Origin of the sequence: Brevibacillus antibioticus, assembly GCF_005217615.1 — a bacterium.
Classification (GTDB): domain Bacteria; phylum Bacillota; class Bacilli; order Brevibacillales; family Brevibacillaceae; genus Brevibacillus; species Brevibacillus antibioticus.
The window spans coordinates 2,854,499-2,868,641 of the sequence record NZ_SZNK01000001.1 but is presented as its reverse complement, the minus strand read 5'-3'; the positions used below and the strand labels follow the sequence as shown (position 1 = coordinate 2,868,641).

General features: G+C 47.1%; 14 protein-coding genes and 1 pseudogene. 10 read left to right on the top strand and 5 right to left on the bottom strand.

Going from position 1 to position 14,143, the window contains the following annotated elements:
* Positions 1–9: 9 nt before the first annotated feature.
* From E8L90_RS13405 to E8L90_RS13395, 3 genes are all read left to right on the top strand, one after another.
* Positions 10–645, top strand: a complete 636-nt coding sequence (locus E8L90_RS13405; protein ID WP_137029824.1) for an O-methyltransferase — start codon at positions 10–12, stop codon at positions 643–645.
* Positions 646–688: 43 nt separating this feature from the next.
* Positions 689–1,333 carry a uridine kinase gene (gene udk / locus E8L90_RS13400; RefSeq protein WP_137029823.1) on the top strand — a complete coding sequence of 215 codons (645 nt, stop codon included), beginning with the start codon at positions 689–691 and terminating at the stop codon, positions 1,331–1,333.
* A gap of 105 nt (positions 1,334–1,438) precedes the next feature.
* Complete coding sequence (locus tag E8L90_RS13395) at positions 1,439–3,265, top strand: peptidoglycan D,D-transpeptidase FtsI family protein (protein WP_137029822.1); 1,827 nt, start codon at positions 1,439–1,441, stop codon at positions 3,263–3,265.
* Here the strand turns inward: E8L90_RS13395 and E8L90_RS13390 are convergent.
* The gene (locus E8L90_RS13390; protein WP_137029821.1) at positions 3,177–3,668 is read right to left on the bottom strand and encodes a Mov34/MPN/PAD-1 family protein; all 492 of its coding nucleotides are present in this window, start codon (positions 3,666–3,668) and stop codon (positions 3,177–3,179) included. The genes E8L90_RS13395 and E8L90_RS13390 overlap by 89 nt on opposite strands.
* Positions 3,669–3,884: 216 nt before the next feature.
* Here E8L90_RS13390 and E8L90_RS13385 point away from each other — a divergent pair, with 216 nt between their 5' ends.
* Positions 3,885–4,949 carry an HD-GYP domain-containing protein gene (locus tag E8L90_RS13385; RefSeq protein WP_137029820.1) on the top strand — a complete coding sequence of 355 codons (1,065 nt, stop codon included), beginning with the start codon at positions 3,885–3,887 and terminating at the stop codon, positions 4,947–4,949.
* A 190-nt stretch (positions 4,950–5,139) separates the two neighbouring features.
* Complete coding sequence (locus tag E8L90_RS13380) at positions 5,140–5,706, top strand: GNAT family N-acetyltransferase (RefSeq protein ID WP_137029819.1); 567 nt, start codon at positions 5,140–5,142, stop codon at positions 5,704–5,706.
* 85 nt (positions 5,707–5,791) lie between these two features.
* Here the strand turns inward: E8L90_RS13380 and E8L90_RS13375 are convergent, their stop codons facing one another.
* From E8L90_RS13375 to E8L90_RS13365, 3 genes are read right to left on the bottom strand one after another with little or no spacing between them, the layout of a single operon-like run.
* The gene (locus E8L90_RS13375) at positions 5,792–6,511 is read right to left on the bottom strand and encodes a DUF1266 domain-containing protein (RefSeq protein ID WP_137029818.1); all 720 of its coding nucleotides are present in this window, start codon (positions 6,509–6,511) and stop codon (positions 5,792–5,794) included.
* A 20-nt stretch (positions 6,512–6,531) separates the two neighbouring features.
* Positions 6,532–8,418, bottom strand: a complete 1,887-nt coding sequence (locus E8L90_RS13370) for a J domain-containing protein (protein ID WP_137029817.1) — start codon at positions 8,416–8,418, stop codon at positions 6,532–6,534.
* Positions 8,418–10,118 (bottom strand): molecular chaperone HscC, encoded by a 1,701-nt coding sequence (locus E8L90_RS13365; protein ID WP_137029816.1) that lies wholly within the window; start codon positions 10,116–10,118, stop codon positions 8,418–8,420. The genes E8L90_RS13370 and E8L90_RS13365 overlap by 1 nt, the downstream gene beginning before the upstream one ends.
* Positions 10,119–10,302: 184 nt before the next feature.
* Here E8L90_RS13365 and E8L90_RS13360 point away from each other — a divergent pair, with 184 nt between their 5' ends.
* From E8L90_RS13360 to E8L90_RS13350, 3 genes are read left to right on the top strand one after another with little or no spacing between them, the layout of a single operon-like run.
* A complete protein-coding gene (locus tag E8L90_RS13360) occupies positions 10,303–11,628 on the top strand; it encodes an SMI1/KNR4 family protein (protein ID WP_137029815.1) in 1,326 nt (441 codons plus the stop codon).
* 16 nt (positions 11,629–11,644) lie between these two features.
* On the top strand, positions 11,645–12,073 hold the full coding sequence (locus tag E8L90_RS13355; RefSeq protein ID WP_137029814.1) for an immunity 22 family protein: 429 nt from the start codon (positions 11,645–11,647) through the stop codon (positions 12,071–12,073).
* 37 nt (positions 12,074–12,110) lie between these two features.
* Positions 12,111–12,581, top strand: a complete 471-nt coding sequence (locus tag E8L90_RS13350) for an ankyrin repeat domain-containing protein (RefSeq protein ID WP_137029813.1) — start codon at positions 12,111–12,113, stop codon at positions 12,579–12,581.
* Between the two features lie 20 nt (positions 12,582–12,601).
* On the opposite strand, the gene E8L90_RS13345 is transcribed toward E8L90_RS13350, so the two are convergent.
* Complete coding sequence (locus E8L90_RS13345; RefSeq protein ID WP_137029812.1) at positions 12,602–12,799, bottom strand: hypothetical protein; 198 nt, start codon at positions 12,797–12,799, stop codon at positions 12,602–12,604.
* A 111-nt stretch (positions 12,800–12,910) separates the two neighbouring features.
* Between E8L90_RS13345 and E8L90_RS13340 the strand changes: the two genes are divergently transcribed.
* Positions 12,911–13,471 carry a hypothetical protein gene (locus E8L90_RS13340; protein ID WP_137029811.1) on the top strand — a complete coding sequence of 187 codons (561 nt, stop codon included), beginning with the start codon at positions 12,911–12,913 and terminating at the stop codon, positions 13,469–13,471.
* Positions 13,472–13,596: 125 nt separating this feature from the next.
* Positions 13,597–13,788, top strand: a pseudogene (locus E8L90_RS13335) (RNA polymerase subunit sigma-70); the annotation flags it as partial.
* Positions 13,789–14,143 lie beyond the last annotated feature (355 nt).

Sequence of the window (14,143 nt, the reverse complement as noted above, 5' to 3'; positions counted from 1 at the left end):
AGTGAAATCATGATTACCAATCCGGCAATTGACGACTACGTGTCAAGCCTGGTTCCCGAGCGTTCTTTCTTGCTCCAGCGTCTGGAGAAGGAGGCGACTGAGGAAAACATTCCGATTGTGCAGCTGGCGTCCGCTCAAGTCATGCGGATGTTGTTACTGCTGCATCGTCCCAAAGAGATTCTTGAAGTGGGTACGGCAATTGGCTATTCCACCATTTGGCTTGCAGAAGCTGCACCGGAAGCGCGAATTGTCACGATGGACATAGATGAAGATCGATTGGTGAGAGCACGGGCAAATATAAAAGAAGCAGGATGTGCAGACCGTGTGGAAATTCTCTTGCGTGATGCCACATTAGGGCTGCCGGAGTCGTATCAATTTGACTGCTTGTTTATCGATGCGGCAAAGGGGCAGTATCGAGCATTCCTCGATTTGTATCTACCGCTTCTTCGCGAAGGCGGTTTGGTAATCAGCGACAATGTTCTCTTCCGAGGACTGGTGGCGACCCCTGAAGAAGCGGGCAAGCGCCAGCGTCCAATGGTGGACAAGCTGCTTTCTTATAATTCACATCTGATGGAGCGTCCTGATTTAGAGACAACATTTATTCCAGTAGGAGACGGGTTGGCCATCAGCTTGAAAAGGAAATAGGGTCGAAAACGTGTAAAGCATCATGAGGAAGGGGACATGAAGCATGGGTAACCCCGTATTGATTGGGGTAGCGGGAGGCAGTGGTTCTGGAAAAACGACTGTAGCAAAAGAGCTGTACCGCCAGTTCCAAAATGATAGTGTAACGATGATTGAGCAGGATTCCTACTACAAGGATCAAAGCCATTTGAGCCCAGAAGAGCGGGCGTTGACGAACTACGACCATCCCTTCGCTTTTGACAATGATTTGTTGCTTGTGCATTTGCAAGATCTGATGCAAGGAAAAGCGATCCAAAAACCGATCTACGACTTCAAGGAGCATAACCGCAAGCCAGAGCAAATCCAGGTCGACCCGAAGGATGTTATCATTCTGGAAGGAATGCTGATTCTAGAGGATGAGCGGATTCGCAATTTAATGGATATCAAGGTATTTGTCGATACCGATGCGGATGTGCGTATTGTACGCCGAATTGTACGTGACATCGAAGAGCGCGGTCGTTCCCTCGATTCAGTGGTGACACAGTACTTAAACGTCGTTCGACCGATGCATTTGCAGTTTATTGAACCGACCAAGCGATATGCAGACGTCATCATGCCAGAGGGCGGCTACAATCGAGTAGCATTGGATCTGTTGTCCACGAAGATCAGCAATATTTTATTGGAGAAGCAACAATTCGCCAATCAATCCTAAACCGCGAAAAGTGCACCGTGACGTACGGTGTGCTTTTTTCTTTGTTCGTTGTTTCTGTCGCGTACATTCCGGCAATACTGGTGAAAAAAGCCAGGAGGGAAATCGATGCAGCTGGATCGACGAATCAAAAGACGTCACTTTCTTGTATTGCTGTCCATGTCGTTGTTATGGCTCGGTTTGGTCGTGCGATTGTGGTGGATACAATTGGGATCGCCCCATCGGTTTTCTCGGCATGGCGTTGATTTGGTAAAGGCATCAGTGAAGCAAAGACAGCAAAGCATCGTACTGCATAGCGGGCGTGGCGATATCGTGGATCGGAATGGGTACGCTTTTACTGGAGAAGAGCATCTCGCCTTGATTTTGTTCCCGTTGGCGCGTGGGAGCCTGCAAGGAACAGATGGCTTGCAGCGGTTAGCTCAAATAACGGGAGAATCCAGGGAACGCCTGTCGGAAACCATGGAAAAGGCGAAAGTACCGTTGTTCATGCGAGAGGATTCCGGAAAGCTGGTGATGCTCACCGAACAGCAGGCCGAGGAAATCAATGCTCTTGCCATCCCAGGAGTTGTGGCATTGGCGGTGACAGAGCGATACCGCGCTGATGAAGTAGCCAAGCATGTGATTGGTTTTATCCATAAAAATCCCGACATGGTGCAGAAGCTGTATCCAGATGAATGGACAAGCGGCAAAATGAATGCGGAGAGCACACTGGGGGCATCGGGTCTGGAGAGAAGCTTTGACCGGTTTTTACAAGGGGTAGAGCCGTCTGTCTTGTCCTATTATGTAGATGGGCATGGACAACCGCTTCGAGGGCTGGATATTCGCTATACAAAGCAGTCAAATCAATACTATCCGTTGTCATTAACGACTACCTTGGATGCAGCAATCCAGAGAAGCATGGAGGCTACAGCCGATCATGTAGGGCTCAAAGAAGGCTGTATCGTCGTTTTGGATGTACAAACAGCCGATGTTCTTGCAGCTGTGAGCCGCCCTACCTATGATCAAACGAATGTTACAGGAAACACGAGCGACTGGAAGAATCGCGCCTTTAAACAACTCCCGCCTGGTTCTGTCTATAAAACAGTGGTAGCAGCAGCAGCCTTGGCGGAAGGAATCGTTTCACCAATTGACCGTTTCACATGTACAGGGGAGTACGGGAAGTACCAATTCTCCTGCTGGAAAAAAGAAGGTCACGGCAGTGTGACACTGGAAGAAGCGTATGCCCAATCCTGCAACATTGCGATTGCCCACATCGCCAAGATGGTGGGTGGAGAAAAGTTGGAGGAATATGCAAAAAAGCTGGGCTTGACCACTCAAGTGGGGCATGTTACCCCTCATCTGTATAAACTCAAAAACTTCAAACAGCTGGATGGCGAAGAGCCAGGTAGAGTCTTTGCAGAGGGGATATCCCGCGACGATGAAGGCGTCCTGATTCAAAGCGCCATCGGTCAGCGGGATGTACGCATTACCCCCTTGCAAGCAGCCAACATGATGGTAACGATTTTGCGTGGCGGTCAAAGCTCTCAAGTACGGCTGGTAAAAGAGATCGCATACCGAAATGGTCAGTCGTTTCATACATTCCCCGAGCAGGAGCTCTCTGTGGACGGAATTGACTACGTCACAGCCAACAAATTGCGAAAAATGATGCGTAAAGTCGTCACAGAGGGAACAGGAAAGATGCTCATGAATTCCGCTTGGCAGGTGGCAGGCAAAAGCGGGACTGCGCAAATCGGGGAGGCGAATGGAAACAACCACCTGTGGTTTCTCGGGTACGCCCCGTTAGAAGAGCCGCGTTACGCCATTTGTGTCGTGGCAGAAAATCAGCCGAGCTGGGGAAAAAACCAGGCTATGGAGCTTTTTCACCGAGCTGTTGCTGAGCTTGCCGATCATACAGCTCAATCTTCCCAACCTCGCGAAGAGTATTTCCGAGGATGAATCCTCTTGCGTTTATTTGATTGTTTTTACTAAGCCCGACGATTAGCATGAGGGGGGAGGAGGACATGTACATGGATTGCGACGCTTTTGCCCAAATGGTTCGTTTATCACCTTTACTGGGAGAAAGGCGCTTTACCGTATGGCTATGCCAATCACCAATGTATTTCCACTGTCCATGTCTACTTAATTTGCGTACGAGCTTATTGAGATGTGTGTCATCGAAAAAAATAGAATGTGGCTGGTGAATCGCATTTGGGCCTGGTTCACTTGCATACGTTACGACCCATCTATCCTCACCAAGTGGGTATCCCATCATGACCCCTCCTGTTTCCAGTGAGGGTTTTTTTCGTACGGCCTGCTCAATTTGTTTCCACGCTTTTGGTGTGATGTACAGCGTCGTCATGAGACGTTCGTCCCTCCTTGATAAAACCACTGACATTTGCTTGCTATCATATGTATGCGAATAGTGAAATGTCCGGTGTCCAGCGAAGTTATGAATTGTCGAAAAAAAGATTGTATCTCACCCTCTTCCTTTCTATAATTTGAGTAAAAGTGTGAGTTCAAAAAGTCGGATTTTTGAACAACCTCTAAAAAGACGGAGACTGGAAGGGTTGATTGTATGCCTTTGGCACCTGTTGATCTCTCACTGATTGGGCAAGTATTAGCGGCTGATTTGTACACCGAACAAGGAATATTGCTGCTGGGACAAAATACGACGATCACACCTGCCCATGTGATCCTATTACAGAAGCAACGAGTCCGTGAGGTTGACATCATACAGAGTCTTACAGAGGGAACTGGTGAGGAAGTTACTTCTCAACTATTCCAGCTAGAGGCAGATTCTGAGACCGTTGCTGCTTATGTACAAGCTCTTGACAAAACGAGACTACTCTTCAATGAACTGACAGTTGGCGAGACACCGAGTCTTGATCATTTTTCCAATATCTTTTTTGATGTAGCAGAAAAATCGTCGAAGCATTTGGGATTGTTCCGGAACTTGTACGTACTGGAAGGGGCAGACAGCTATACATACCGACATTCATTAAATGTAGGCATACTCTGTTCGCTCATTGCTCGCTTGATGAAATGGGATGAGGAGCGAGTAGCATTCATGGGGACAGCCGGATTTTTGCATGACATTGGGAAAATGAGGGTACCCAAGGAAATATTGCTTAAGCCAGGCAAGCTAAGTGAAGAAGAATTTGCAATCATGAAGAAGCATACCGTCTTCGGCTACGAAATGATCCGTGAGATGAAGGGTGGGTCTGAGCTGTTGGCATTGTGTGCCTTGCTGCATCACGAGCGACTCGATGGTTCTGGCTATCCGGAGCAAAGAAAAGGCGATAGCATTCCAATCGAATGTCAGGTGCTCGCTGTTGCCGATATGTTTGATGCGATCTGTTCTGATCGGGTGTACAGAGGGAGGTCGTCCCCATTTGAGGCGGCACAGCTCCTGTGGAAGGAAGCCTGTAACGGAACATTGAACGTGGAGATCGTTGCGCACTTTGTCCGCTACATTGCCTTGCTATACGTAGGCGCGAAGGCGAGGTTGAGTAGCGGGGAAGAAGTCGAAGTCATTCTTATTCATCAAGATGAACCGATGCGTCCGTTGGTAAGAAGGATGGGTGAATTCCTCGATTTGCGGCATGATCGCAAGCTGACGATTGAAAAAATGATAGGATAAGAAAGTCGATGTGATAGAGGGAAAACCGCTCTTGAAAAATGAGAGCGGTTTCATTGTTGCTGATCTGTGAACGATTGTCGGGAAAGCTCGATCCGCTTGGCAGATTGTGACACAATGAAAGTGTGTATGATAGACAAAGAAACGAAAAGAGTCGTGTCGTGCTGATGCTCGAAACGCAAGGAGGAAACACATGATACGCAAAGCGGAACCCACAGATGCAGCTTTTGCTGCGCCATTAATTTATGATGCCATTGGAGATATCGCGCATACGTTGACAGGTGCAACGGAGGCAGCGGATGCGATTCGTATGATGGAGGAGTTTTTTGCGAAGGAAAATAACCGGCTCAGTTACGAAAACGCGGTGATTGCCATGGATGGAGATGTACCGGTAGGACTGGCGCTCTTTTACCATGGGAGCCAAACAGAGGTGCTCGATCGCCCCTTCGTTGAGCATGTCCAACGTTTGACTGGCGAGACGATTACGCTTGTAAAAGAAGCAAAGGATGACGAATTTTATTTGGATTCTGTCGCGGTTGATTCCTCATGCAGAGGGAAGGGGATCGGATCACTTCTGCTGGATGCCTTTGAAAAAGAAGCGATTCAGCGCGGGCATGACCGAATCGCTTTGCTCGTTGACGAGGAAAAGCCACGTGCGCGCAAGCTGTATGAATCGCTCGGCTATCGTGAGGATGGGACAGTGATCGTAAGCGGGCATAAATTGAGCCATATGGTGAAGGACATAGCGGAAAAGGCGTAAGAAGACCTCTGTTGGGCTTAATACAAAAAAACGTTTCCCGTTGGACAAAGCGCAAGAAGTCCGAGGGAAACGTTTTTTTGAAAGCTTAGCTGCTAAAAGAAGGGAGGGTTTCTACATGGGATGAGGGCAGGTAAGGTGTAAGATCAAACTTCCAGTCAAATTCACGGATCGGACTGTACTTACCCGTCAAGAGTTTCAAAATATGAGCTTCAGTAGCTTTACTGGTATTTTTAGACGCACCTGCTTCGTCGTAAAGATTGCCGCACGCATAGGCAAATAAATACTCTTCCCAGCTCGAATAAGCGAGTTGGATTCGCTTGGCTACGTCCAGCATGCCTTCTACGGCTTCTGCCTTGGGAAGATAGGACTGTTGGGCGCCTGCTTTGCAAATAATGAGATACCAGGCGTAATCAAAGGCGGCAATACCGGCATGTGGGAGTCTGTTCATGTACGCGTACACGACCAACTGCCGGGCTGACTCCATATCGCCTTTTTTTAAGGACGCGATGTAGTTGGAACGATTGGTAGCGCCGAGCGAAGATAATACGTGGCGATGCTGATCAAATTCCGTTCTTCGCCCATGCTCAAAAAACCAAGTCAAGCGCTCTTTCGTTTTCGTGGCATCCCCTGTATCCCATCTGTTATCAATACGAAGGCGCAAAAATGTATCGCGCAGGCGGTTGTATTCATGGATGGCCAAATAATACGCGAGCCGCTTCTGATTTAGGCAAACAGAGGAGAGAGCATGCAAGTAGCGGCTTAACTTTGGGTCGATCTCTTTTTCGTTTTCTGCTTCTTTTGTCATGGTAGTCCTCCCTGCCTCCTTTAGTGGAATGTCAATGCTTTGCGAGTTTTGGGAAACTCACGAATGATGCGGATGTAATACAACATGGAAATCATCGCGAGAATGCCCAAAAGCCATGATCCTGTCCATCCTTTTTCCTCCAAGTCAGGCTTGGCATTGATAAACGTATCAGTCACGAGAATCGACTGGTAGGGATGCTTGCGTTTTTCCAAAGCATTCACAATGCTAGGCAACATCTCGCCATCCGGTATCGCCTTGAGCGTTCCTCGCATCGTAATGGAATGTTTGTCGTGAATTTCTTTGGCATAGTCGTAGTCTGTAATAACAATGATCGCTTGTTGATCCAGATAACCCACATTTACATAGCCGGTGTCAGAGTTCAACAGATCTCGCTCTTCGGCTTTGGCAGCAGGAATGAATTCGGCTTTTGGCTCGGGATACTTCTCTTTGTCATAGACGCGGAGCATATTGATATAAGAAGCTTTGGTCAATGTAAATTCCACCTGGTAGCCAAGCGGAGTTTGTTTCAACTCGTCCATTGTCTTAATTTGGACAGGCTTGTATTTATTGACCAAGGAGTCAAACATCTGCTCCGAAGTCATCTCTAGCTTCATGGATACAACAGCAAACATAGCGTAATGGAGCAGAAGGAGGAAAATAATCGTCCAAATGTTACGTCTCGTATAGATGGAAAAAAATTGCTTGAACCTTGCTAGCCTGCCAGGAAGCCCGAGTGTTTGCAAGTTTTTTCTCCTAGTGGCTTTGGCTTGCTTGTTCGCAGTTGCTTCAATCACCCTGTCAAACGGTGATTGTATTTGCGTCAGGCATATCTTCGCGTCGATATCGGAGGGATTATGCGAAAGCATCTCCTGAAAAACCTCTTGAGCCTTCTCCCATTGGCCCAGCTGAAGATAGCCTTTCCCTAGCAAGCTACGAGCGTCCCACAGTTCTGGCATCCGAGTGAGGATTTCCTCGCAATCTTTGATCGCATCGGCGGCCTCTCCTTTTTCGAGGAATAGTCGGGCACGATACAAATACGCATCGATGTTATCTGGATCAAGACGTATCAATTGATCAAAGGTATGAAATGCACGATTCTTATTTCCCGTTCGTAAAAAATATTCGCCCTGTAAGCGGATCAAATCGGGGTCAAGAGCGTACAGAGCATGGGCTTTTGCCAAATAGCCCTGAGCCGTTTCCCAATCATTTTCCATGAGGGCAAATAACGCATCGCTGCGCCATTCTAGAAACGCTTCAATAACCAAGTCATCGCGATTCTCAAAAGAGTGGTACCGCAGCGTGAAGGTCTGATTGAGCTGGCCGTTCAGGTAAGCGACAAAACGTCCTGAGAGCTGGCTTGCGAGTTTTTCTGAATTCTCCTGCCATTGAAAATGGGAGTCGAGCAGCTTCCACACTTCATGAGGCAAGTGATAGTGTTCTTCTAAAAAGTGGAGAAATTGCGTATCGATGAGTTGATGGCAGCCGACATTCCACATGGCTTCGTCATTCAGCAACTCACGCCAGTTTTCAACCTGGATACGTTCGTGATAGTTGTCGTACAACTCTTGCGTACGGCGGAAAAAACGCTCCACCATGTCATCGGGGTTCATGGAGCGTTCGGAATGATCGTGGTTCTTCGTGAAATCGTACCGCTTGGGAATCGAGATTTCTTCATGAGAGACTACTTCTTGCGTTTCATGATTCTCCTCACCATCCAGCTGTCTTTCTTCAGGATTCCGCTTGTCATTGCGTATGAACTTCAGGGCGAGGTCATATGCCTCTCGCAATCGCTGAAAGCCTTCAGGATCAACTTCCGGATTATGCACCTTCAACTTTTTGGCATAAGCCTTTTTTATCTGGGCAGGATTGTCCGTCGGTTCAATCCCGAGAATCTCCCAAATCCCCATTAATACTCATTCCACCCTTCAAACATGTCCAGCTGCTGCTTCAATTCTTCTGCTGCTTTGGCGATGTCTCTTTCATTTTGGGTGGTCAGGACACTTTCGAAGCGGCGTAAGCAATTCGCAATGATCATCCGGTTTTCGCCCAACGCTTCCTCGTACATACGCTCGCCTTTTGCCAGAAGCAATCGATTTTCGGTTCGTTCTCTGGGGTGGATCTTTATGTTTTGAAGAGCTTGAAAACGCTCCTCAATTTCCTCTTTTGAAAGGCTGCCCGGATTTTTTTCGATGACGGCCTTGGTTTTGACGCCTGTAGATACGACAGTCACTTCGACTTCAAGAATCCCGTTGATGTCATATGTATAACGAACATCGATAGACTCCTCGCCCTTTTGGGCAGGGGGAACTTTTATATTCAGTTCGCCAAGCTTGAGGTTATGTTCGACGCGTCGGCTTTCGCCTTGATAGACGTCAACGAGAATGGAGCGTTGATTATCGTGAACGGTGTACAGCCGTTCTACCCGGCTGACCGGGATTGGTGTATTGCGCTCGATGATCGGAAAAAAGTAGCCATCCTCGTGTTTGCCGTTTGCCATGGTTTGAACAATACCCGTACCGAGTGTGTATGGGCAAACATCTGTTAATACAAGCTCGTTTAACGCCTCGTTGCGTTCCTTGAGTGCTGCTTGTATCGCTGTTCCCAATGCAACGGCCTCATCGGGATTAATATGGGAATAGGGCAGTCGCCCAAATATTTTGCTTACGATGGATTTGATAAGCGGCATCCGCGTCGCACCGCCAATAAGCACGATGGCGTCTAGGTCCCGAGGTGAGATGGATGCGTCTCGCAAAGCACGCTCGATCGGCTGACGCAGTCGTTGCAGCAGAGGAAACGCGAGCTCTTCCATCTGATTCCGGCTGAGAGTTGTTTCAACCAGCTCTCCTTGAATATTGACACTCATTTTCCCTTCTTGCTCGGAAAACAAGGCGCGCTTGCACAACTCAGCTTGTTTGTGGATGGACGAACGCGTTTTGCTGTCCAGTGTGTCGATATCGAGTCGATGGGCTTCTATAAAATAAGAGGCAATCAGATCGGTAAAGTCTTCGCCGCCCAAAAAGTTGTCTCCAGCGATTGATTTTACCTCCATCACACCTTCGAACATTTCCAAAATAGAAACGTCAAACGTACCGCCTCCTAAGTCGAATACGAGGAATTGTGTCTCGGATTCCTCCTGATGGAGCCCATATGAGATCGCGGCGGCAGTCGGTTCGCTGATCAAACGCTCTACTTTCAGTCCAGCAAGCTCTGCTGCTCGCTTGGTTGCTTTGCGTTGTGTGTCGTTGAAATAGGCAGGCACACTGATAACCGCTTCGTGAACGGGGTGCCCGAAATGAGCCTCTGCATCCGCCTTCAAAGATTTAATCACAAAGGAGGAAAGGTCTTCAGCAGAAAGGGAATATCCCCCAAGTTGGTACCTTTTTTCTGTCCCCATAAACCGTTTGAAGGTAGAAGCAGTACGATCTGGGTGTGTTAAGAGGCGCTCTCTGGCGATTTTTCCAATCAAGATCTCGCCGTTCTCATCGACGCTGACTACAGAAGGAGTCAGTGTTTCTCCGAGCGCGTTTGGAATGAGCACCGGTCCATTCTCAGTCCAGTAGGCCACCAGACTGTTCGTCGTGCCCAAATCAATTCCAATGGTGGTCATTAGCTAGGTCCTCATTTCTGTGTTGTTTCTACTAATATCGGTAAAAATAGAGACTTTGTAGATAATTTTACCATGAAAAAAATGGATATAATTGGTCCTTTAGTAGGATATGAAATCGAATTTTAGATAAAGAAAATAGATATAGAATTCGTAAGATAGAAAACGACAGACGAGAGAGGTCGTTATGCCAATGCAGCATCGAATGGAAAAGTGGTTTGAAGCGTGGAAATTACTTATGCATGATATGGAGAAACAAGGTGCTCAGGTTTGGCCGCTCACCATAGAACCTCCAGCAGCGATGGAAGAAATCGAAAGAAGAGAGGAAAGTCTCGGGATCAGCTTTCCCGCGACGATCCGGACTATTTTACTATTGGGCAGCAGTCAGGTTCAAATAAATTGGTCGTTGCCATCTCGAGCGTTAGACCCTTTTTCGCTCAGTGGGGATTTGGGATGGTCATTGGATGCATTTGAGTGGCCGTATTTTGGCGGGGAAGAAGAGAGTGAGGACGAGAAAAGGTATCTCTGTTTTCACGTCGGCGGGAATGGCGACATGCTGCTCATCGATTTGTCGACAGGCGTGGATGACCCCCCGGTCTATTCTTGGGGGCATGAGACAGACGAATTCCTATTACTCGGCAAAAGCTTCACAGAGTTCGTAGAGCGAGTCACGGAGCTGGGCTGTATTGGGGCAGAGTGCTGGAATTATGAAGCACTCGCTGGTGCAGATGGGCTCGATGTCGAGGGGCAAGTCGCACAAGAGTGGAAAGAATGGCTGCAAACCTATCGGACGCTAACCTTTGAAGAGGCAACGCAAGATTTCGAGAAGCTCGTCTTGTTTGCGAAAATGCATGGTGCAGGAGATTCACGTATTCAAGAGGCATTTACTCAGTACGATTGGGAGCCGGTTTTGCATAAATGGGTGGCGCAAATTGAGCAGGAAACGTCATCAAGCAATCTGCTACTTTGGTGCCAGCTCATTGTCGAGACAGTAGGTAATAAGGCAGAGAACTGGGTACGCTCGCTATGGGAGTCCGGGCCACATTATCAACGGATAGGCTCAAGCCTCCGTGCATATGTAACGGCAGCTTGTTTGCCGGAGGAAGAGGGCTTACAGCGAGTTTTGGCTGAAATGGACGAAGTCGTTGCCAGAAAAGAATGTCTGGTAGGATATACTGCCAACAGTCATTTACATCACTTTCGATCCCGTGAAGTCATTTTGTGGATGGAACCGCATGTGGCGTACCCAATTGAAGGCTGGGATGAGCTATTCGCGGTGTCACGTCCACAATGGAATGATCTGATTCGTTGGCTGGACGGAAATGAAGCACAGCGGCAGATTGCATTAAGTGCTTGGGGGAAAATGCTGACAAGTGGTGAGTCGCCTTCCGGTGAAGCGAATTGGCAAGAAATCAATCGGTTGTTGGAGCTAGCGTACGAGAAAGCCATTCTGCGTAAGGAAAAGGAGCGTGTAGATCGTATTCGCTCGTCCTTGGAAACAGCAAAGCATTAGACGAGGGGGAAAGACAATGAGAAATGTGGTAACCGTATGGGGAACAACCTTGCAGTCTTCTGATGAGCTAGCGGATTTTCTGACTCCGGTTTACGATGAGGACGGGGAAGTGATACCTTCTGGTTTTTTAACAGCATCGGGTCTTGAATGGGTAGACGAGGACTATTTTGAAGTGCATGGGGTACAGGATGCAGAGGCCAGAGCGGACTTTCTCACGTATTTGGAAAACGAATATGCGATGAATGCCACACTCGATAGAAAAGAATGGCCGAAAAAGCTAACAGAGGAAATTGGCAAGTACCCACATGTGATTCTGCTGTATGGCAATGAATCGCGGTACGGTCCGATTAACGAAAAATTGTTCGATCTCACTGAGGGTGGGCAAGAAAAAGATTCACCGCTGGTCCTGCTCGCCAAACTTGTATTTGAAACAGAGGAGCGGTAAGGAGCAGGGAGGAATACAGAAGATAGGAGAGACAGATATGGCTTACCATTTCGCAGATTTATATGATGCGGCTGAACTGGGAGACATTGAGCTCGTAAAAAAGATCGTCACGAAACAGCCGGAATTGCTGCATGAAAAGGATGAGTATGAGTTTTCCGTCCTGCATGGCGCTGTGATGACGGACGATGTTGATCTCATTGCGTATTTGGTCGCACAGGGTGCGGAGGTTCATGCGAAAAACGATGAGGGGATTACCCCGTTGCATATCACGCTCTATCCAGAGATTGCAGAGGTGCTCATCGCGCACGGTGCAGACATACATGCCAACGCTCATGATGGAAGTACCCCGCTGCACACACAGGTAGCGGATGGAGAGGAGCGTGTGGATGTGGTAGAGTTGCTACTAGCTAAAGGTGCGAATCCTAACAAAAAGAACATGGCGGGGCAAACGCCATACGATATAGCCCGTGAGAGAGAAGACGAAGAGATGATGGCTTTATTTGAATAGGGGAAAAAGGAAAGCGTCCGTTATAATTCCGGACGCTTTCTTTCTTGCTCGAGTGCTGCGACGCGTTTTTCCAGCTCGTCGATGGCTTTTTGCCTGGTTGCGGTGCGCTTTACGATGAACAAGCAGCAAGCAATGACAAGTGCGAAAGGCAAGAGGAAGACAAAGAGCTGGAAGAGTAAAGTACCCGATTCGATCGACACAGCGCCAAAATCTAGCATGGGTGATCACTCCAATATGTTTGGTTTGTATATGCTAATTCATTTGGATTATTGTATCAAAAAATATAATATTTTGGAAATATTGTAATTAAAACAAATTGGGAGGCTCATATGCCTGACAAATTAAGAAACTTATTTGAAAACACAGAGGTGTTCACTGAAAAATGGTTACATTCTCAATTAAGTCAGGAGGAGATTTACGTAATCTATCTTCCATTGGATAGCGTTTTAATTGTCGATGGTAGACTGAATCATTATGTTAAGCAAGGTGGCTTTACGGGTACCTTGGTATTTGCTCCAAGAAAACAATTTATGTCATGGGAAGATGCGTTTGTAGGTGTCTTTAAAAAGTATGTCCATCATTGGGAGAGTTGGTCTGATCTTTATGGGGATGACTTCTCAAAAGAGGAGGTCGTTCATGTTTTACATACCTATATTTTTCCGCAGTATGTAAATCCAAATCAAATGAAACGCATGAACAGTACAGTGTACATGGAAAACTTGAATAAGGAACTGAGAGAAGATGGTGTGTCTGAGGAGTTTATCCAATTGTTACAACCTCAATTAAGTAATCTTGAAATTATTTCGATAAAAGACGATTGGGATGACCATGCGGTTTTTGGAATATCTGACTCGCTCGTGTTCATTTACCTTCGTATAATCAGCCACTAACCGTTACGTCTTTGTAATAATGAACGTTTCGCTTACTCACTCGGTTATTTTAGCGTACATGCACATATAGGCGACCGCCCACATAAGCATAGAAGTAAGCTATTCCAGACGTGGAGGTGGCAGCCATGTCCAGCATTATCGCGGCGCTTTCCCTTGTTTTTAAAGAACTTCTCGTTTTTGTGGCTTATGTTAAGAACAATGCTTTCCCGCAACCGCTTCAGGACACCGAAGAAGAAAAGTACCTCCGACTCATGGCCAAAGGCGACCCTTACGCCCGCAACAAGCTGATTGAGCACAATTTGCGTTTGGTGAGTCATCAAAAGGTTATTTTAAATGAGGACAAGCCCGTCTTTTCTATCATCAAGTAAAATTGGACAAGCTTTATAAAATGAGAAAAGCAACTCATTCATTTACGAAATGGGTTGCCTTTTTCATTTTATAAGGGTGGAAACAAAAGTCGCATAACTAACTTTGGGATTACACTTCTTTGCAGCTTTAAGCACTTTATCAATTGTAGCTTTTATTGGTGAGTATCCATTTTACCATCTAAAATGTATCATTACGTGATGATCCACAATAAGCCACTTTAAAACCCTCCACAATGCCCTACACACGTTCAATCCCTCATTACCTATAAACACACCATTACCAATTACGCAACACGTCCCATAT